Annotated in this window: 16 protein-coding genes; 9 read left to right on the forward strand and 7 right to left on the reverse strand. The window is 59.9% G+C overall.

The genetic code is table 11. From position 1 onward, the window contains the following. Positions 1 to 6: 6 nt before the first annotated feature. Entirely contained in the window at positions 7 to 414 is a 408-nt protein-coding gene (locus CAURIM_RS04490) for a hypothetical protein (RefSeq protein ID WP_201828472.1), read from the reverse strand. A 35-nt stretch (positions 415 to 449) separates the two neighbouring features. Between CAURIM_RS04490 and CAURIM_RS04495 the strand changes: the two genes are divergently transcribed. The 5 genes from CAURIM_RS04495 to CAURIM_RS04515 all read left to right on the forward strand — a co-directional run bounded on the left by CAURIM_RS04495 (position 450) and on the right by CAURIM_RS04515 (position 6,320). Next, positions 450 to 1,319 carry a patatin-like phospholipase family protein gene (locus tag CAURIM_RS04495; protein ID WP_070646186.1) on the forward strand — a complete coding sequence of 290 codons (870 nt, stop codon included), beginning with the start codon at positions 450 to 452 and terminating at the stop codon, positions 1,317 to 1,319. A gap of 125 nt (positions 1,320 to 1,444) precedes the next feature. Further along, the gene (locus tag CAURIM_RS04500; RefSeq protein ID WP_201828471.1) at positions 1,445 to 3,010 is read left to right on the forward strand and encodes an aspartate-alanine antiporter-like transporter; all 1,566 of its coding nucleotides are present in this window, start codon (positions 1,445 to 1,447) and stop codon (positions 3,008 to 3,010) included. A gap of 198 nt (positions 3,011 to 3,208) precedes the next feature. Beyond that, the gene (locus tag CAURIM_RS04505) at positions 3,209 to 4,387 is read left to right on the forward strand and encodes an acetyl-CoA C-acyltransferase (protein WP_070710694.1); all 1,179 of its coding nucleotides are present in this window, start codon (positions 3,209 to 3,211) and stop codon (positions 4,385 to 4,387) included. A 40-nt stretch (positions 4,388 to 4,427) separates the two neighbouring features. Beyond that, positions 4,428 to 5,489 (forward strand): enoyl-CoA hydratase/isomerase family protein, encoded by a 1,062-nt coding sequence (locus CAURIM_RS04510; protein ID WP_201828470.1) that lies wholly within the window; start codon positions 4,428 to 4,430, stop codon positions 5,487 to 5,489. A gap of 66 nt (positions 5,490 to 5,555) precedes the next feature. Then, the gene (locus CAURIM_RS04515; protein ID WP_201828469.1) at positions 5,556 to 6,320 is read left to right on the forward strand and encodes an enoyl-CoA hydratase; all 765 of its coding nucleotides are present in this window, start codon (positions 5,556 to 5,558) and stop codon (positions 6,318 to 6,320) included. Between the two features lie 11 nt (positions 6,321 to 6,331). On the opposite strand, the gene CAURIM_RS04520 is transcribed toward CAURIM_RS04515, so the two are convergent. The 3 genes from CAURIM_RS04520 to CAURIM_RS04530 all read right to left on the reverse strand — a co-directional run bounded on the left by CAURIM_RS04520 (position 6,332) and on the right by CAURIM_RS04530 (position 9,425). Next, positions 6,332 to 6,832 (reverse strand): MarR family winged helix-turn-helix transcriptional regulator, encoded by a 501-nt coding sequence (locus CAURIM_RS04520; protein ID WP_070646202.1) that lies wholly within the window; start codon positions 6,830 to 6,832, stop codon positions 6,332 to 6,334. A 142-nt stretch (positions 6,833 to 6,974) separates the two neighbouring features. Beyond that, a complete protein-coding gene (locus CAURIM_RS04525) occupies positions 6,975 to 8,705 on the reverse strand; it encodes an AMP-binding protein (protein WP_201828468.1) in 1,731 nt (576 codons plus the stop codon). Positions 8,706 to 8,864: 159 nt separating this feature from the next. Continuing rightward, on the reverse strand, positions 8,865 to 9,425 hold the full coding sequence (locus tag CAURIM_RS04530; RefSeq protein ID WP_070646208.1) for a TetR/AcrR family transcriptional regulator: 561 nt from the start codon (positions 9,423 to 9,425) through the stop codon (positions 8,865 to 8,867). Positions 9,426 to 9,657: 232 nt separating this feature from the next. Between CAURIM_RS04530 and CAURIM_RS04535 the strand changes: the two genes are divergently transcribed. Then, complete coding sequence (locus tag CAURIM_RS04535; protein ID WP_070717932.1) at positions 9,658 to 10,866, forward strand: acyl-CoA dehydrogenase family protein; 1,209 nt, start codon at positions 9,658 to 9,660, stop codon at positions 10,864 to 10,866. Between the two features lie 81 nt (positions 10,867 to 10,947). Next, complete coding sequence (locus CAURIM_RS04540) at positions 10,948 to 11,697, forward strand: SDR family NAD(P)-dependent oxidoreductase (protein WP_201828467.1); 750 nt, start codon at positions 10,948 to 10,950, stop codon at positions 11,695 to 11,697. Between the two features lie 41 nt (positions 11,698 to 11,738). Here CAURIM_RS04540 and CAURIM_RS04545 read toward each other — a convergent pair whose 3' ends face one another. Beyond that, complete coding sequence (locus CAURIM_RS04545) at positions 11,739 to 12,872, reverse strand: acetoin utilization protein AcuC (protein WP_201828466.1); 1,134 nt, start codon at positions 12,870 to 12,872, stop codon at positions 11,739 to 11,741. Further along, positions 12,869 to 15,508 carry a GNAT family N-acetyltransferase gene (locus CAURIM_RS04550; RefSeq protein WP_201828465.1) on the reverse strand — a complete coding sequence of 880 codons (2,640 nt, stop codon included), beginning with the start codon at positions 15,506 to 15,508 and terminating at the stop codon, positions 12,869 to 12,871. Before CAURIM_RS04550 ends, CAURIM_RS04545 begins: the two co-directional genes overlap by 4 nt. Before the next feature lie 232 nt (positions 15,509 to 15,740). Here CAURIM_RS04550 and CAURIM_RS04555 point away from each other — a divergent pair, with 232 nt between their 5' ends. After that, entirely contained in the window at positions 15,741 to 17,255 is a 1,515-nt protein-coding gene (locus CAURIM_RS04555; protein ID WP_070710703.1) for a CoA-acylating methylmalonate-semialdehyde dehydrogenase, read from the forward strand. Positions 17,256 to 17,267: 12 nt separating this feature from the next. Continuing rightward, positions 17,268 to 18,155, forward strand: coding sequence for a 3-hydroxyisobutyrate dehydrogenase (mmsB, locus tag CAURIM_RS04560; protein ID WP_070447131.1), 888 nt, complete (start codon positions 17,268 to 17,270; stop codon positions 18,153 to 18,155). Positions 18,156 to 18,207: 52 nt separating this feature from the next. On the opposite strand, the gene CAURIM_RS04565 is transcribed toward mmsB, so the two are convergent. Next, complete coding sequence (locus CAURIM_RS04565; RefSeq protein WP_070447129.1) at positions 18,208 to 18,789, reverse strand: TetR/AcrR family transcriptional regulator; 582 nt, start codon at positions 18,787 to 18,789, stop codon at positions 18,208 to 18,210. Positions 18,790 to 18,861: the final 72 nt, after the last annotated feature.

An 18,861-nucleotide genomic window follows, 5' to 3' on the forward strand; every position in this document is an offset into this window, starting at 1 on the left:
GGTTGGTTAGCTTTCTTCAGGGGTGGTTTCGATGGAGACCGCGAGGGACTCGGAGACTTCATAATCGCCGGGCGTGGTGTCGAGGCTGGCAAGTACGTCCCGTTCCGCAGGGGATAGCGGGATGGCCCAGCCCCGCTTGGGATCGTGGACAGGGCGCTGTGTCTTCGCCGTGGGGGAGAGGTGCACCGTGGATTGCGGTCCGCGCAACTGTGCGGGCTCGCCGGAATGGGCCACCTCACTGAGCACCTGCGCGCCGGCGGGGGAGGTAGCCAGGATGATGAGACCGCTCGCCGTGTGCACGGACAGGTGATCTAAAGAGACCTCGACGGCGTGGGGATCCGGGGAAGCCAAACGGACAGTGCTGGAGCCGCCGAGTTTGTCGATGACATCCTTAACCGCAGAAAACAAACCCATGGCGCGATCCTAGCGTGGGGGTACCATCGAGCACTGTGATTGACGCGAAAGATACAGCACTCGTCATTGAAGGCGGCGGCATGCGCAATTCCTATACCGCCGCGTGCATCGTCAAGCTTCTGCAGGAGGAGGTGGAATTCGGCTGGGTTGGAGGCGTTTCCGCGGGCTCCTCGCACACCGTGAACTTCCTCTCCCGCGATGTGAGTCGCTCGGAGGAATCCTTCGTAGACTTTGCCAAGAACCCCAGCTTCGGTGGCCTAGGTTCGCTGCTGCGCGGTAGCGGCTACTTCAACGCGGAGTTCATCTACGAGAAAGCCGCGGACCAAGACATGCCTTTTGACTGGGAAACATTTCAGGCCCACCCGTCACAGATGTGCATTTCCGCCGCCCGTGCCGATACCGGGGAGAGCGTGTACTGGGGGCGCGAAGACATAAAGACCCAAGACGACCTGATGGTGCGTGTTCGCGCCTCTTCAACGTTGCCGCTGATCATGCCGATGCGCGTCATCGATGGCGTGCCTTATGTCGACGGTGCGATGGGCGAGTCCGGTGGCATCCTCATCGAGCAAGCGGAGAAGGCCGGGTTCGAGAAGTTTCTTTTCCTCGGTTCGAAACCGCGTGGGTACGTGCGCCCGGAAGTGGGGCGGCCGGCGGCGCTGCGGCGGGTCTTCCGGAAGTACCCGGCTGTGGCGGAGGCGATGATTGCGCGCCCACCACGCTATAACGCCTCCAAGGAGCTACTCCTGGAACTGGAGAAAAAGGGGCGCGCTCAGCTTTTCTTTCCGGAGGATATGCAGGTGGCTTCGACCGAGCGCTCGGTGACTAAGCTGCGTGCGAACTATGAAGCCGGGCGCGCTCAGACCTATGCGGAGTGGCCGGCGTGGAAGGAATTCCTCGGCAGCTAACTGGCCAAGCTGAGGCGCCATTTTTAGATCTTCTTTCTGCTTCAGACGTGAGACGGAGCACCCTTAGCGCAGAAAAGCGTCTTTGAACGTGGTCTTTTGCTCTCGTTTTCCTACAATGGCCTTTCGTGTTGGCTCTATTTGATGGAAATATTTGGCTGAGCATATTCTTTGTTGCCTTGCTCGGCACGTTGTTTGGCATGATCCCCTTCGGCCCGCTGCGCTTCGGCGCAGCCGGCACCTTGTTCGTGGGACTGGCCATCGGCGCCTTTATCGAACTCGATGGAACGATTTTAAGCAGCCTGCAAGAGATGGGGCTTGGCCTCTTTATCTATATGCAGGGCTTGTCTGCCGGCGAACGCTTCTTCAAGGGGTTCTCTGAGCAGCTGAAACACATGATCACTGCTGTCATCGCGGTGGTGGGTGCTGCTGCCGTGGCGCTTCTCGCGGGCGGATGGTTGGGCCTGTCGCCCTTGCTCTCCGTGGGTGTTTTCTCCGGTGCGACGACCTCGACGGCGTCGCTTGCTGTTGCCCAACAACAGACCGGCGAGGAGCTGCCCGCCGTGGGCTATTCCTTGGGCTACCCGGTGGGCGTAGCCGTTGCCATTCTGCTCGTGGCATTCCTGCTCAAGCAGTCCTGGCCGGGTTCTAAAGACAAAGACAATTCTGCGGAGGAGGTTTTCCGCTCCCGCACCATTCGGGTGACCAAGGACATCACCTATGAGGAGCTCGTGGACCGCTTCGAGGATCAATTTGTCATCGCCACGATTCGCCGCGGCAATACCCGCACTGTGGCGGGGGACCATCCAGAGATTCGCAAGGGCGATATCCTGCGCGTGCTCGTGACGAAGGCGAAAAGGCGCGAGCTTACCGCCGCCTTGGGTAAACGTCAGCCCCAAGTACCCTTCGTGGACAAGCGCTTGGTCATTGAAAACGTGGTGGTCTCGAACACCGATATTGCGGGACGAACCGTGGAGGAGCTCAATCTTTTCCGGCGCTATGGTGGCCGCATCGTCCACGTGGAGCGCGGCGATGAGGAGTTCCTCGCCAGCTTCGATACGCACCTTGATGCCGGTGACCGCGTGACGGTGATCGTGGATCAGGATCGTATGGGTGATATTCGCGATTATTTCGGTGACTCGGTTCAGGGCTACTCGCAGCTGAACTGGATCGCCGTGGGAGGTGGCCTGTTCTTGGGCTACCTCATTGCGCTCATCGTGGTGCCCTTGCCGGGTGGCACGTCCTTTGAGCTGGGCTTCGCGTTGGGGCCGCTGATTACCGGCCTTGTTCTTGGCGCTCTCCACCGCACGCGTCGCGTGCCGTGGAAGGTCCCGGCCTCTATCAATATGGCTCTTCAACAGTGGGGTCTAGTCATCTTCTTGGCGTCGGTGGGCCTCGCTTCGAGTGAGGCTTTCCAGTCCACGGCCTTCTCCTGGATGGGCTTGAAGTCCATGGTTCTGGCCGCCATCATTACCGTGGTTGCCGTCGCCATCTTCGCTGTTGTCAATAGGTTCCTCGGCCAGTCGGAGACCCGCACCGCCGGCGGTATCTCCGGCATCTTCGGTCAGCCTGCCGTGGTCAACTACGCCACGGGTATGAGCACGGATTCCCGCATCATGACCGGCTACGCGGCCACCATTGTGGTGGCGCAGATAGTCAAGATCGTGGTCATTCCGTTGATGCTCACGTTCTAATCTTTCAGGAATGCAGCTGGGTAGAGCCTCGACGGCTCTCTCATGTGGCTGGTTCTAGTGAGCCTTAATTGCTCTTCAAACTGTTTCGTATGGCGCTGCTCCAGAATCATGCGAGCATAGATTGCCTCAAAAGGGTGGCGCAGCACACAATCCAGCGGTACGATTTGAGTTAACTTCGTACAGTTTGGAGAGCGATATATGGACATCGTCATTGTGGGTGCCGCCCGAACGCCCTTCGGCAAATTACTTGGTTCCCTTTCCACCGTGACAGCGACGGAGCTCGGTTCTCACGCCATCGCCGCCGCACTCACACAAGCACGGATTAAGCCGGATGATGTTGATGCCGTCATCTGTGGACAGGTCTTGCAGGCGGGTGTGGGGCAGAATCCTACAAAACAGGCGGCGCTGGGGGCAGGGATATCTGCGAGGGCACATACCGCCACGGTCAACAAGGTTTGTCTGTCAGGTCTGACCGCGATTATCGACGCCTCTCGGCTCCTGCGCTCCGGTGAGGCTACTGTCGTGGTGGCTGGGGGAATGGAGTCGATGTCACAGGCTCCCCACCTGCTTCCGCAATCACGCAGGGGGAAGAAATTTGGTCCTGTTGAACTTCTCGATCACGTGGAGCACGATGGCCTGCGCGCAGCTGACCTCGGAATTTCCATGGGCTCGCTGTCGGAGAAATATGCCGAACGCTATCCGGCCACCCGTCAGGAACAAGACCGCTGTGCGGCACTGTCCCACCAGCGCGCGCTTCAGGCGAGTGAGGAGGGAACCTTCGACAAGGAAATCGCTCCCATCACGGTGAACCGCCGGCGCGATGAGGTCACCGTCTCGCACGATGAAGGCATCCGGGAAGGAGTCACGGAAGAAACTTTGACTGCACTGCGTCCGGCCTTCGAGAGCACGGGCAGCATTACGGCCGGAAATTCCTCACCTATCACGGATGGAGCAGCCTCCGTCGTCCTCACCACCCGCGAGCATGCGGAGAGGGAAGGACTGCCCGTCATGGCAGTCCTTCGGGCGCCCGGACAAGTAGCCGGTCCGGATTCTTCGCTGCAGGAACAGCCTGCCCGTGCTCTTCTTAAAGCCTTAGAACGCGAAGGTTGGGGCGTGGACGACCTCGACCACATCGAGATCAACGAGGCTTTCGCCGCGGTGGTGGTGCACTCCGCGAAGATCCTAGGGATCAACCCCGATGATGTTAATCCGCAAGGCGGAGCCATCGCCCTAGGCCACCCCATCGGGGCTTCCGGCGCACGGCTCGTGGTGCATGCGGCGCACCAATTGGCGCAATCCCATGCTCGCCGCGCCGGGGTCACTTTGTGCGGGGGCGGCGGTCAAGGCGAAGCCCTGTTGCTTGAGGCTGTGAACTAACTCCAGCTCAGTAGCTAGTAGGAGAGATAAGGAGAAGACCATGACGAACGAAATACTTAGCGAAATTCGTGGACATGCCGGCGTGCTTACACTCAACCGCCCCAAGTCCATTAATGCGCTCAACCAGACGATGATCGACGAGATGACGGCGGTGCTCAGGCAGTGGCAGGATGATGACCGCGTCAAGCTCGTCATCCTCCGCGGTGCTGGGGATCGAGGACTGTGCGCGGGCGGTGACGTCGCGGCTTTGTATCACGATGCCCTGGAAGGCGGAACCGCCGGTGCCCATTTCTGGAAGACGGAGTACGAGCTGAACTATCTGATCTCCACCTATTCCAAGCCTTATGTGGCCCTCATGGAAGGCATCGTGCTGGGCGGCGGAATCGGCGTTTCAGCGCACGCCTCGCACCGTATTGTGAGCGAAGATTCCCGCATCGGAATGCCGGAAGTAGGAATTGGGTATTCGCCCGATGCCGGCGGCTCCTACCTGCTTTCCCGGGCCGCAGATCGTCTTGGCCGCCACTTGGCATATACCGCGATCCACGTGGGTGCTGCCGAAGCGATCGACACCGGTTTTGCGGACTATTTTGTGCCCAAGGACAAGCTCGACGCGTTGGTTGAACGGCTGGTGGAGTCGGGTGACCCCGCAGACATCGAGAAATTCACCGAGGAGGTGGGGCGCGGCTTCGGGGAGGAGCGCGCCGAAATGGTAGAGGTCTACGCTGCAGAGACTGCTGAGGAAACCTTGACCCGGCTGCAGGAACTCGCCGCCACGCGCGGTGACGGGCACTGGGCCGCGAAGGCCGCCAAGCGGATGAGTCTCAACTCCCCACTGGGAATCCGCGTTACCGAGGAATCCCTTAACCGCACTGCGTCGATGAGCTTCGCAGAAACCTTGACGCAAGAATTCTGGATGTCCGTGAACATGCAAAAGCACAAGGAATTCGTGGAAGGAATACGCGCGCAGATCATCGATAAGGACCGCAACCCTTCCTGGGAGTACGAGTCCATCGGTGCCGTCCCAGCAGACGTGGTGGCGTCTATCCTCGAACCCGGCGAAGGCAGCGTGGAAGCCCCCGCATTTGATGCCTCCGAAGATTAAACACGCTCACCACTCATCACGAGTTATTACAGCACTATCCGAAAGCACAGAAAGGACACTAGATCCATGGCAATTCTTACTGAAAAGCGCGGCCGCGTCGCCTTCATTACTCTCAACCGCCCAGAGGCGCTCAACGCGCTGAACAACGACACCATGCTTGAAGTCACCCAAGCGGTGCAGAAATTCGATGCCGATGCCGAGGTAGGAGCAATCGTTATCACTGGCTCCGATAAAGCCTTTGCTGCGGGCGCGGATATTAAGGAGATGTCGTCGAAGACCGCGACAGAAATGTACAACGCGGATTGGTTTGCAGGCTGGGACGTACTTACCCGCGCCCGCACGCCGATCATCGCCGCGGTCAACGGATATGCCTTAGGTGGCGGCTGTGAGCTAGCTATGATGTGTGACTTCATTATCGCCGGCGACAAGGCCAAGTTCGGTCAACCGGAGGTCAACCTCGGCGTTACCCCGGGTATGGGAGGCTCCCAACGCCTGACCCGCGCTATTGGGAAGGCAAAGGCCATGGAGATGTGCCTGACCGGCCGCATGATGGCAGCAGAAGAAGCGGAGCGCTCCGGCCTCGTGGCCCGTGTGGTCCCCGCCGATGAGCTCCTCGATTCTGCACTGGAAACCGCAGAGCTCATTGCCTCGAAGTCCTTCGTAGCAACGTCCCAGATCAAGGAACAGGTCAATGCCGTGGACGAGCTCTCCCTGTCCCAGGGCATCCAGTTTGAGCGCCGTACCTTTCACGCACTCTTCTCATCTCACGACCAGAAGGAAGGAATGACGGCCTTCGTGGAGAAGCGTGATCCAGACTTCAAGCATGCTTAAGCTTCGCCGCTCTACTGGGCTTCGGGCCCCTCGACGTCCTCACCGGCGGCGCGGCGAACGCGGTTCGCAGCAGCGATGACGCGATCCTGTTCGCGGGCGGGTAGCGCAATGGACTCGAAATAGCGGTCGAGGGCAGGCCCCGCCGCAGAGGCCAACACGATTCCTTGGTCGGTAACCATCACCAAGGTCGAGCGCTTATCTTTAGGGTCGCTCACCCGCGTGATGAGCCCGTCCTTCTCCAGTTTGCGTACCGTGTGGGTAAGAGATGCCGGCGGGACTTGAAGGCGGGAACTGATCTTCGACATGGGCATGCTTCCCGCGCGCGACCACATAAGCACAGCGAGGACTTCAAACTGGCTATAGCTCACCCCGAAGGGAGTGAGAACCTCTTCGGCACCGTTTCTTAAAATGTGGGCGGCGCGCTCGAAGGAGGAGACCGTGGCCAGGCCACGCGCGGAGTGCGTGGAATAGCGCTTGGCCCACTGGCGGCGTGCTTCGGCAATGATGTCCATGAGCGGGAAAGAGACCTCCTTGTAGCGCGCTCAGAGCGCGAGACAACTATAAATGACCGCCTCATTGTTCTGAGAACCGGGATAGGAGAAGCAAAGGCCCCAGTTGGAAACTGGGGCCTGTATCGTCGAAAGATTAGTGGGGCTAGCCCTTCAGTGACGGAAAGTCGGAATCAGCGAACTCTGTCGACGCAGTGGTCTCACCGCCATCAGCTGAGTGAATCTCGGTTTCGCGCTTGCGCAGATCGACGCGGCGAATCTTGCCGGAGACCGTCTTTGGTAGCTCGTAGAACTCGAGGCGGCGGATACGCTTATAGGGTGCCAAGCCATCACGGCAGTGTTTGAGGATGGCTTCGGCCGTTTCGGCATTCGGCTCGTAGCCGTTGGCCAGCGCCACATAAGCCTTCGGCACAGCGAGGCGGATGGGGTCGGGGGAGGGAACTACCGCTACTTCGGCGACAGCTGGGTGCTCGATGACGACGGACTCGAGCTCGAAGGGGGACAGGCGGTAGTCGGAGGCTTTGAAGACATCATCGGCACGACCAATGTAGAAGATGTAGCCATCTTCATCGCGCTCCGCTGTATCGCCCGTGTGGTAGTAACCATCGCGAAAGACTTCCGCGTTCTTGTCGGGGTCGTTGAAGTAGCCCACCGTTAGACCGACCGGGCGGGGATCAATCTTCAAACAGATTTCGCCGGTATCTCCAATCTCATCCGTAGCGGGATCCTTGAGCACGACTTCCCACCCCGGCAGTGGGCGACCCATTGAGCCTGGCTTGACCTTTTGTTCTGGGGTGTTGGCAATCTGCAGGGTAGTTTCCGTCTGTCCGAAGCCATCGCGAACATCGGTGTTCCAGGCCTCGCTGATGGTGCTGATGAGCTCGGGGTTTAGTGGCTCACCCGCAGCGACTAGCTTCTTCGGTGGGGTCTTCATACGTCCCAAGTCTGCTTGGACAAGCATGCGCCAGACGGTCGGTGGAGCACAGAAGCTGGTTACTCCTTCTTCTTCCATCTTGTCCATGAGGGCTGCGGCATCGAAGCGGGCATAGTTGTACAGGAAGATGGTGGCCCCGGCGATCCAGGGGGCGAAGAAGTTCGACCATGCATGCTTAGCCCAGCCAGGGGCAGCGACGTTGAGGTGGACATCGCCAGGCGCTAAGCCAATCCAGTACATCGTGGTCAGGTGGCCGACCGGATAAGAGGTATGGGTGTGTTCGACGAGCTTCGCCTTCGATGTGGTTCCGGAAGTGAAGTAGAGCAGGAGAGTTTCGTCAGCCTTGGTGTCTTGCTTTGGCGTGTAGACCTCTGGGCCGGTGAAAGAATCCGAGTAGCGCAGGGTGGGGTGTGCCGACTGTGCATTTGGTTCATCACCCACCTGAATAATGGTGAAATCACCGGTGACGTCTTGGAACTTCTCGGCATCCTCAGCGTTAGCCACAACCCAGGAAATGTTGGCGCGGTCGGTGCGGTCCTGCAAATCCGCTGCACCGAGCATGGCGGTTGCTGGATTAAGGACGAAGCCTGCTTTGATGCAGGCCAGCATGCACTCCCACAGCTCTACTTGGTTGTTGAGCATGAGCATGACGCGATCACCGCGCTGGACGCCTTGACCCTCGAGCCAATTAGCCAACTGCGCAGAGCGAGCCGACATTTCAGCGAAGGTACGGCGGGTGCTGCTGCCATCGGTCTCACAAATGACGAGTGCCTCGCGGTCTTTAGAGTCTTCTGCAGTGGCAAGGTGATCGAACCAATCGAGTGCGAAATTGAAGTGTTCGAAGCGCGGCCACTCGAAGTTGCTTCGGGCCTCTTCATAGTCAGTCTGAAAAGAAACCAGCAGGTCGCGTGCTGCTTGGAATTGTTCGGTCACCGTGGTCATTGGTTCTCCTCTAGCTTGTGCTCATGGGGGAAAGGACGCTGCAATGTCTATGGCCCGTATCCCAAACCGTGCGTCTATGTGACGTGGGTCGCACACTACTTTACTTCGAGTTCGAAGTAATTGCTAGAGATTTTGGGTAACGCGTACCGAAGTCGCAGGCTAGCGCAATGAAATTCCGTGAAGGATGAGCTGTCCAAGGGTGTGATAGGCCTCGGCTGGAGCTAAAGTATCCGAGTAAAAGCCCTGCTGGATGTCGGTCATGGAGCGCTGAATCAGGTGAGAGACAAAATCTGTGTATTCCGCAGTGAATTCTCCCGCTGCGACGCCCTGCTTGAGTAGCTCGTGGATAGTTTCGGTAGCCCTGCGCGTGTTGAGGCTAAAAACCTCCTGGGCAGCGGGTTCGGAGGCGAGATCGCGCATAAACTCCGGGCTGGCAGGTTCTAGGGCGGTGGTCATGGAGGAAAAGTAGTTCTCAAGCGCCTGCGTGTAGGTGGGTGTCTTGCTCACGGCGGTACGGCGTGCAATTTCTTTAAAGAAGCTGACCAGTACGCGCCGAATGATGGCATCTCTCGATGGCCCTAGTGCGTAAATGGTGGATTTGGAGCATTGGTAGCGCTTGGTTGCACCGTCGATGGTGAAGGACTCGAAACCCTCGACTAGAAAGTCCTGCAAAAGGGCGTTAAAGAGCTCTCGCTGCCGCGGTGTGAGTGGTTTGGTCATGTGTCGCTCCGTCTGTGTTGATTCCGGCCTTCGGGCACCCATTTCTCGTGGGGCTTGACGTATGGCGGTGTGCCAATCGATCATAGAACACGCCGTGTGCGGTACGAAACGGTGTATTATCGTACCCACTCAATGCGTAGTTCCCATTGATTTCCCGTCCCACAGATCGCCGCATTGCTTTAAGAAAATCCATGTGGCCACCACAAACTCTCAGCTAGAAAGGTAGAAAACTATGCCCCCAATCCTTGGACCGCAACATCCCAGTGGGAAACACTTGGAGAAGATTAAGTACCCTCACGCTGATATCTTCGCAGTCGCTGACCGCCTAGTTCCCGAGGAGCAAGCGCGCCTGGCAGAGATCCACGAGTTTCTGCAGACGGAGATTCGCCCGGTCGTGGGGGAATACTGGGACCGTGAAGAGCTGCCTTTCGACCTTCTTCCTCGCATGGCGGAGATGGGTTTAGGGGAAGTCGAGCTCACGGATACCTCACGCCTCTACCGCGGGTTGGTGTACGCGGAGGTTACCCGCGCAGATGTGTCACTATCGGCGTTGGTGGGTATTCACAATGAGCTTGTTCTCGGACTCATCGACAAGCTTGGTTCCCCGGAACAAAAAGACACCTGGTTGGCAGGCTTGCGCCAGTTCACCAAAGTGGGGTGCTTCGCGCTGACCGAGCCGGACCACGGATCCGACATCGCTGGCGGACTAGCCACAACGGCGGAGCGCACCGCCGAGGGCTGGGTTATCAATGGATCGAAGCGTTGGATCGGCGCCGGTACTTTTGCTGATTTCGCCATCACCTTCGCCCGCGATACGGCGGATAATGAGATTAAAGCCTTCATCGTTGAGCTCGACCGCGACGGCGTGACGCGTAACAAGATCTCGCGCAAAATGGGTTTGCGCATCATGCAGAATGCAGATCTGCACTTCGACGACGTTCTCATTCCCCATGAGAACCTGATCCCTGGTGCCGAATCCTTCGCCAACGTCAACGACTTCTTGTGCTATTCCCGTGCTTGGGTGGGCTGGCAGGGCGCTGGGTTGCAGCTGGGCATTTTCGACAAGGCCCGCGAGTACGCGGTTAAGCGCGAGCAGTTCGGCCGGCCCATTGCTAAATTCCAGCTCGTCCAGGAGCAGCTCTCCCGTATCCTGGGCAACGCTACTGCGTCGCTTGCCATGATGGCCCAGCTGGCGGAGGTCCAGGAACAGGGCAAGCTGGAAATGCCGTTTGCCGCCCTGGCGAAGGCAACCACCACACGCTTAGCGCGCGAATCCGCCGCAGCGGGCCGCAACATTGGCGGTGGAAACGGCATCCTCACGGAGTATGACCTGTCGAAGATGATGGATGATGCCGAGATTCTCTTCACTTATGAGGGCACCTACGACATCAACTCGCTCATCGTCGGCCGTGCTGTGACTGGCGTATCTGCCTTCGTTTAAGTAGCTCTGTCCTCGTACTCACCGCCACAGATTCACAGCACCAGGGAACCCACCCCTCGCTCTTCTCAAAAGGAGAAAACCATGAACCTACACGAAGTATCAGCCGTCGTGACCGGCGGGGCATCCGGCCTTGGAGCGGCAACGGCCGCAGCACTCGCGGAACACGGAGCCACGGTCACTGTGCTCGACTTGTCCGTCCCAGAGGAACAGCACAGCGACATCAACTACACAGCCGTCGACGTCACCGATGCCGCCGCGGTACGGGAGGCGGTCCTCAGTGCAGCAACGGAAGCACCCATGCGCGTGGCCGTGAACTGCGCGGGAATCTGCCCCTCGGCACGCATCTTTGGACGCAAAGGACCACATGATCCGGAGCTGTTTTCCAAGACCATCAACGTCAACCTCATGGGTACCTTCCACGTCATGACTGCTGCCGCTGAGGCAATGGCTCAGGCAGAACCATTCGATGAGGACGGCCAGCGCGGCGTCATCATCAACACGGCCTCCGTCGCAGCCTTTGAAGGGCAGGTTGGGCAGGCCGCCTACGCGGCGTCGAAAGGTGCGGTGGCCGCCCTGTCGATTACGGGGGCTCGAGATTTGGCATCGCTGGGCATTCGCGTCAATGCCATCGCTCCGGGGGTGGTATCCACCCCGATGATGGAGCAGATCACTCCGGAGTTCCGTGAGCAGTTGGAAGCCACCGTGCCATTCCCCGCCAGGCTAGCTAAGCCGGAGGAATTCGCTGCCCTGGTCCTGTCGATTGCTGAAAACCCCTATATCAATGGTGAGACGATTCGCTTGGATGGTGCGCTGCGTATGCCGCCGCGTTAAGGCGAATGCCGCGTATTCAGTGCTAAGGCCTCACGCGGGGTCTAACCATAAGCAGGTAAACCCCAGTAGGGGAAGATGGCGCGCGTGGTCTGCACCAGCGCTGCGTGCGGCCTCTCTGCCATGACCTTGGTGGGGTCGAAGTCCTCGATGGTGGCGCTCGCGCCCTCATCGCCCAAAATAGGGGAGCCCTCCCAGCCGCCTGGCATCCGGGAGGAGGCAGTGAGCTCCACATTGGCGGCCGCGGCGAGTACATGCGTCCACGCGCGTGCGACGGCATCGATTCGATAGCCACCGCCACCGAGGGCGACCCACCGCCCAGCCGCAAACTGCTGCGCCCACACCGCCACCGAGCGGTAAGCCTGGGCCATCGCATCGATGGTGAGCTCTAGGTCAGCAAGGGGATCCGAACGGTGCGGATCCGCGCCGTGTTGGGAAATGATGAAATCGGGGCGGAACTTCTTGAGCAGTGGAGGGACGATGGCGTGGACCACCTGCAGCCATTCCTCATCCGTAACCCCACGGGGCAGGGCCACGTTGACGGCGGTACCTTCCGCGCCCTGCCCGCCAATCTCGTGCGCATAGCCCGTGCCGGGGAAGAGATATAGTCCCGATTCATGCACTGAAATCGTGAGCACGTTGGGATCGTCCCAAAAGATCTTCTCCACGCCGTCGCCGTGGTGAGCGTCTAAATCCAGGTAGACCACGCGCTGGGCACCGTGAGCCAGCAGCCACCGGATGGCAATCGCGGCATCGTTGTACATACAGAACCCCGACATGGAATCGGCAAAAGCATGGTGCAGCCCGCCGGATAGGTTGACTGCGCGTGGTGCGCGGCCTTCCCACACAGCCCGTGCGGCCGCTAGGGTACCGCCGGCGATGCGCGCGGCGACCGTCGACAAGCCATGACTAATCGGGTTGTCTTCGGTGCCCAGACCGAAACGTTTAGTGGGCACCTCGGCGCGGGTGGCGGCGATGTAGTCGGGGCTATGCACGAGCTGCAAGTGTGAGGTGTTCAGCGGGTCGGGGCACTCGATATCGAATTCCTCGAGCACGCCGAAGTGCTGAGCCAGTGACATCGCCGCGGCGACCCGGTCCGGCCCCATCGGATGCTCTGGACCAAGCGAGTAGCGGTACATTTCCTCCGAAGCGAAAAGCAGCGGTTTTGACTGACTCATGACAAGGACCTCGCGAGGGGATCGCGGACATCACCCAGCGGGGCGATGCGCATGCGGGCCCCCACCACATCAGTCTGTGTCACCCCGGCGATGACAGGGGAGAGCTCGATGTCAACGAGTGCGGCAATGTCGTCTTTGAGCTGTGCCAGCTGCATCATGACCTCTTCGACGCGATGTAGCTTGGCGGCCTTGGTACCGCGATAGCCGGTCAACAGGGGAGAGGCCTTCAAGCAGCTGAGCATGTCCAGGGCATCCGTTCGGCGTAGCGGAGGCACGCGCCACTCGACGTCCCCCAACAGATCCGAGGGCAGTCCGGAGAAACCTGCAGAAACCATCGGGCCCACAACGGGATCTTCGATGGCCCGCAGAGTAAGGGAGGCGCCCGCCGTGACCATGCGCTGTACCACCGGTATCAAGATGGCAGGATCCTCGCCTAAGTGGAGATCACGCGTGAGTTGAGTGATGGTGCTCCACGCGCGCTTCATGGACTCCTCGTCATGGATGTTGCGCACGACAGTGGGAAGTTCCGAGCGGCCCCGCACTATCTGCGAGGTGCACTTGAGGACCACATTCCATCCATACTCGTGCCCAGCCGCAATGGCCTCCTCAAGGGTGCTGACCGGATTCCAAGGAACAATGTCGATGCCATAGGCGCTCAGAATTCGCGCGCACTCCTCATCGGTTGTCCACCTCCCGGTGGGCGAATCCAGAAGCACCTCCGCAACGACCCCGCGTGCTTCAGCCAGACCCTCGCTGGTGGCGAATTCATCGGCAGGGTTGGGGCGGGCGAGGGCGCGTCGGCGTTCGTTATCGATGATGGTCGCTAATGCTTCGATGGCGTCGGCATAGGTGTCAAACACCGGCAGCTGGCCGGGTTTCTCTGGGCCCGGAGCGGTGCGGAAATCGGGGACGTCGAAGCCAACAAAGCTGGCGATAAGCGGGGTATCCGTCGTCGTGGATGCCAGCTGCGACAAACTTGAATAAGCATCCTTGAGGATAAACTCGCCGACTTCTACGACGGCACACAGCACTGCGTCAATATTCGGGTCCGCCAAAGCCCGCCGTGCCTCCTCAGTGATGGCGGGAGCGGGATCGTCGACGACGGTGGTAGCGCGCGGGCGTAGCCCGAAGCGCCAGGCTGCTTGCTCCATCTGCGCGGTGAGTCCAGAGGAATTCGACATCACGGCAATTCGACGGCCCTGCGGCACGGGTTGGCGCGCGAGGAGCTGGGCGATGTCAAGCATGGCATCGCGGCTGGTGACCACCATGGCTCCGGTGTAGCGGATGATCTCATCCAGTGCGGCCGGACTGGCCGCAGACAATCCATCGACTGCGTAGTGCCGGGCGGATTTCAGCGCGCGCGAAGGCAGAAACACCACGACGTGCTTGTCCAGCGCTAGGCGACGCAGAACGCGGAAGAACTTACGTGGGTTACCTATCGAGTCGAGGGACAACAGACAGATGCGTGTGTTTTCATCTTGGCTCCAGAACTGCATAACGTCATTGCCGGTGACATCGGCGAAGGAACCAGCGGCGATGAAGTTACTTAAACCGCAGCCAAGTTGCAGCGCATGGGATAGAGCCAGTGTCGCCACGCCAGCCGATTGGGTAAAGAGTCCTACTTGGCCGGCCCGTGGCATGGGCGCGGGGCTTGCGTTGAGGCGAACCGAGTCATCGGTGTTGATGAGGCCCAATGCAGCGGGGCCGAGGGCGCGCAGACCGTAGTCCCTAGCCGCGAGTACGATGTCGCGGGCCTCCTCGCGCGAAAGGTTAGGGTTCTGGCTGCGAGAGATGACGATGACCCCTTTAGCGCCTGCGGCGGCAGCCGCCTCCATGACGTTGGCGCCGCCACGCCCTTGAAATTCGATGACAACGAGGTCTACCGGTTCAGCAAGGTCATGGAGTTCATCGACGCTGTGCAGGTGATGCAGTGAACCAGTGAAGCCGGCGCTGCCCAGTTGCTGGCTGGAGAGCGTGCCAACCACCGCCACGGAGCTTGGGGTGAGCAAACGGTGAATTGAGTTGGCTTCGGCGCGCAGCTCGCGGCGTTCCATAACATCGCGGGAATTCTCATTCGGAGCGATGTGGAAATCCACTCGAATGAATCCATCCTCAAGCTCCGGCTTCGCGGAGTAGCCTGCACGCACGAAGACCTGCACCATCCTGCGGTTTTGGGTGAGCATCTCTGCGAAAAAGCGCTCCACTTTTCCTTCGCGTCCGATCTCCGCCAGGTGTTCAAGAAGGATGTTGGCTACGCCTTTGCCGTGGTGGGAATCCTGGACTAGGAAGGAGACATCGCCCACGCGCGCCGGCAAGAACTGTTCGACAATGGAGTATCCGGCCACCGCCACGATACTGCCGCGCTCCACCATGACGAGCGTGACCTTGTCATAGCCGTCTGTATGGAGCCAGCGGTCAAGATCATCGTCGGTCAGCGTGGGGTGCGTGCCGAAGAAGCGCAGATACTTCGACTGATCCGAGACGCGATCATAGAAAACGCGAATGGCATCGCGGTCGCCCGGCGTGATGGGACGCAAGGTAGCGATATCGCCATCGTTGAGGATGACATCGGCTTCCCAGCTCGTTAGTCCGGGCCCGTCGGGGGTGGTGGTCGCAGGCTGCTCCGTGTGGTCCATGTCATCACCTTAGCCCGCGCTTTCTCGGGCACAGGCCAGGTGAATGGCATTCACCCCACTACTTCGAGGGGAGGCGTATGGGGAAAGTGCAGGACAAAGCGTGTATGTCAACTCACTCTAGGGGGTGAATAGTGTGTTATGTCTCATTATCCATGGCGTGCGGCTGTGGACTGCGGTTAGTGTGTGACCCAAGCCATAGAAGGAGCCGGAGGTTCCAGGAAGGAGACGCGCCATGCGCACTGTGTATCACTATGTCAATGGAGAAACGTTCGAGGGGACGTCGGGCAACACCCAGCCCGTCCTGAACCCTTCGACCGGCAAGGAGCAGGCCGCCGTCGCTCTGGCGAACAAGGCCGATGTGGACAGCGTCATCGCGGAATCCGCGAAGGCTCAGCCAGGCTGGGCAGCACTAAACCCACAGAAGCGTATCCGCATCATCATGGAATGGATCCGTCTCATCCACGAGAACATGGATGAACTGGCCACGCAGCTCTCCTTGGAGCACGGTAAGACTTTCCCGGATGCTAAGGGAGACGTCCTGCGCGGCGTCGACGTGCTGGAGTTCGCGCTTGGCGCCCCGCACCAGCTCAAGGGTGAGTATTCTTCGGAGGTTGGCACCGGTATCGATACCTACTCGATGCGCCAGCCACTTGGTGTGGTCGCCGGTATTACCCCGTTCAATTTCCCGGCCATGATTCCGCTGTGGAAGGCCGGCCCGGCACTGGCAGCGGGCAACGCCTTCGTACTCAAGCCTTCTGAGCGCGACCCCTCCGTACCGGTACGCCTAGCGGAGCTTTTCATTGAGGCAGGCGGCCCGGCCGGTGTTCTCAACGTGGTGCACGGAGGCAAGGAGGCAGTCGATGCCATCCTCGACTCCGACACCATCAAGGCCGTGGGCTTTGTCGGCTCCACCCCGATTGCGCAGTACATCTACGAGCGCTGCGCGGCCACAGGCAAGCGCGCTCAGTGCTTCGGCGGTGCGAAGAACCACGCCATCGTGCTTCCCGACGCCGACATTGACGCCACCGCCGACGCCATCGTGGGCGCTGCCTTCGGCTCCGCGGGTGAGCGCTGCATGGCCCTGTCCGTGGTAGTCCCCGTGGGACAGGACACGGCAGACCGTTTGCGCGATGCCATCCTGGCCAAGATTCCAGAACTTAAGGTAGGCCACTGCCTCGATCCTGAGGCCGACTATGGCCCCTTGGTCACGGCAGAGGCACGCGATCGCGTACACCGGCTCATCGCCGAGGGCGTGGAGGCAGGAGCCACGTTGCTTGCCGACGGCCGCGAGTTGGACATGTCTGACAAGACCTATAACGAGGATTCCCTCGCGGACGGCTTCTACTCCGGCCCGAGCTTCTTCGACAACGTTACCGCCGACATGTCCGTCTACAGCGAGGAAATCTTCGGCCCGGTGCTGGTCATGGTCCGCGCCGAAACCCTGGAAGAGGCCGTGTCTTACCCCAACGACCACGTCTACGGCAACGGTGTCGCCATCTTTACCCAGAACGGCGGCGCGGCCCGCGACTTCTGCAAGAACGTCCAGGTCGGCATGGTGGGCGTCAACGTTCCGATTCCGGTGCCGATTGCCTACCACACCTTTGGTGGCTGGAAGGCCTCCGGTTTCGGCGACCTCAACCAGCACGGACCGGATTCCTTCCGCTTCTACACCAAGACTAAGACCATCACCTCGCGCTGGCCTAATGATGAGTCCGCAGGTCCTCAGTTCACCATGCCGGTCATGTAAGGAGAGAACACAATGACGACTATCGCGTTTATCGGATTGGGCAACATGGGCGGCCCTATGGCCGTCAACTTGGCGGAGGCCGGGCATGAGGTCCGCGGATTCGACGTCGTGGAAGAGGCTCGGGAGCGCGCCGCCGAGCAGGGCGTCACCATCATCGAGACCGCGGAGGAAGCCGCGCAGGGCGCCGAGGTAGTCTTTACCAGTTTGCCTAATGGTGGGCTGGTCAAGCAGGTCATCGAGTCGGTCCTCGCAGCCAACGAGGATGCAAAGACCTACGTTGATGTCTCCACCATCGCGGTCGCGGAGGCACGTGAGCTTTCGGAGACGGTGGGCAAGGCTGGCTCCGCCTTTCTTGATGCACCAGTCTCCGGCGGCATCGCCGGGGCGGCAGCGGGAACGCTCGCCTTCATGGTCGGCGGCACAGCCGAAGACTTTGCGAAGGTCAAACCGCTGCTCGACATCATGGGCAAGTCAGTCACCCACTGCGGTGACATCGGCAACGGCCAAGCGGTCAAGGCATGCAACAACATGATCCTCGCGGTCCAACAAATTGTCCTAGCTGAAGCCCTGGTCCTCGGCGAGCGCTTGGGGTTGGATCACCAAGCCTTCTACGACGTCGTCTCCAACGCCACCGGCAATTCGTGGTCGCTGTCTGTCAACGCCCCGGTTCCGGATATCGTGCCGAGCTCACCGGCGAACAACGATTTCAAGCCAGGTTTCGCCGCCGCTCTCATGCTCAAGGACCTCAAACTGGCCATGGCCGCGGCGGAAGACACCAAGACCGACACTGTCCTGGGCCGGATTGCGGAGGAGCAGTACTCCTCCTTTGTGGACGAAGGCCACGGCGGCCTCGACTTCTCCGCCATCATTTCCGAAGTTCGTTCCAAAGGAACAGCCTAAGCGCTCCTAAGTGCTTCTAAGGCCTCCTAGGCGCTCTAGCCTGCTGAGAGCGCTAGGGCGCTTGGCCACCGTCGAGGATGCCCTGGAGCAGCGGGGCATAGTACTCGATGAGTTCCTCGGTAGGAAAGGCCGCAAACTCGGTATCACCAAAACGCCGCATGAACGACAGTCCCATGAGAAGGGCCAGCGCGGATTGGGCCCGCAGCTCCGGCGAAGGCGAGTGCTTCCCGGACTCTTCACGAATCCGAGAAGCCAAGACCTCCAGCAAGTCGGATTTAATTCTCTTACCAATGGCGCCGAGCGTCTGATAGTCACCGCTCGCCACGGAAATAGTCCGGGCCATGGAGTAGGGCGCGTTGTGTGGAGCAGTAAGGGTTTCAACCACCGCGGTGCGGCCTAATTCGCTGAAGGGACCGGCAAAGAGCGCTGCCGAGGAAGCAGTGAAATCCACCGTGGCCTCAAAGAGCCCTTCCTTGTTGTGGAAGTGCTTCACAATCAGCGCGACAGAAACATTCGCTTCCTCCGCGATGTCTTTCATTGAGACCTGTGAGAAGCTCCGCTCACTGAAAAGCTCGCGTGAACATTCGAGAATTCTCTCCCGCGTCGAAGCTGTTTTCTCCTCCATAGAGGACATGGTACCGGCGACGCATGCGCAGGAAGGGTGATTCGCCCTCTTGCCTCAGATGACCAAGACAGTGAGGTAGAA

Source organism: Corynebacterium aurimucosum (assembly GCF_030408555.1).
GTDB lineage: Bacteria > Actinomycetota > Actinomycetes > Mycobacteriales > Mycobacteriaceae > Corynebacterium > Corynebacterium aurimucosum.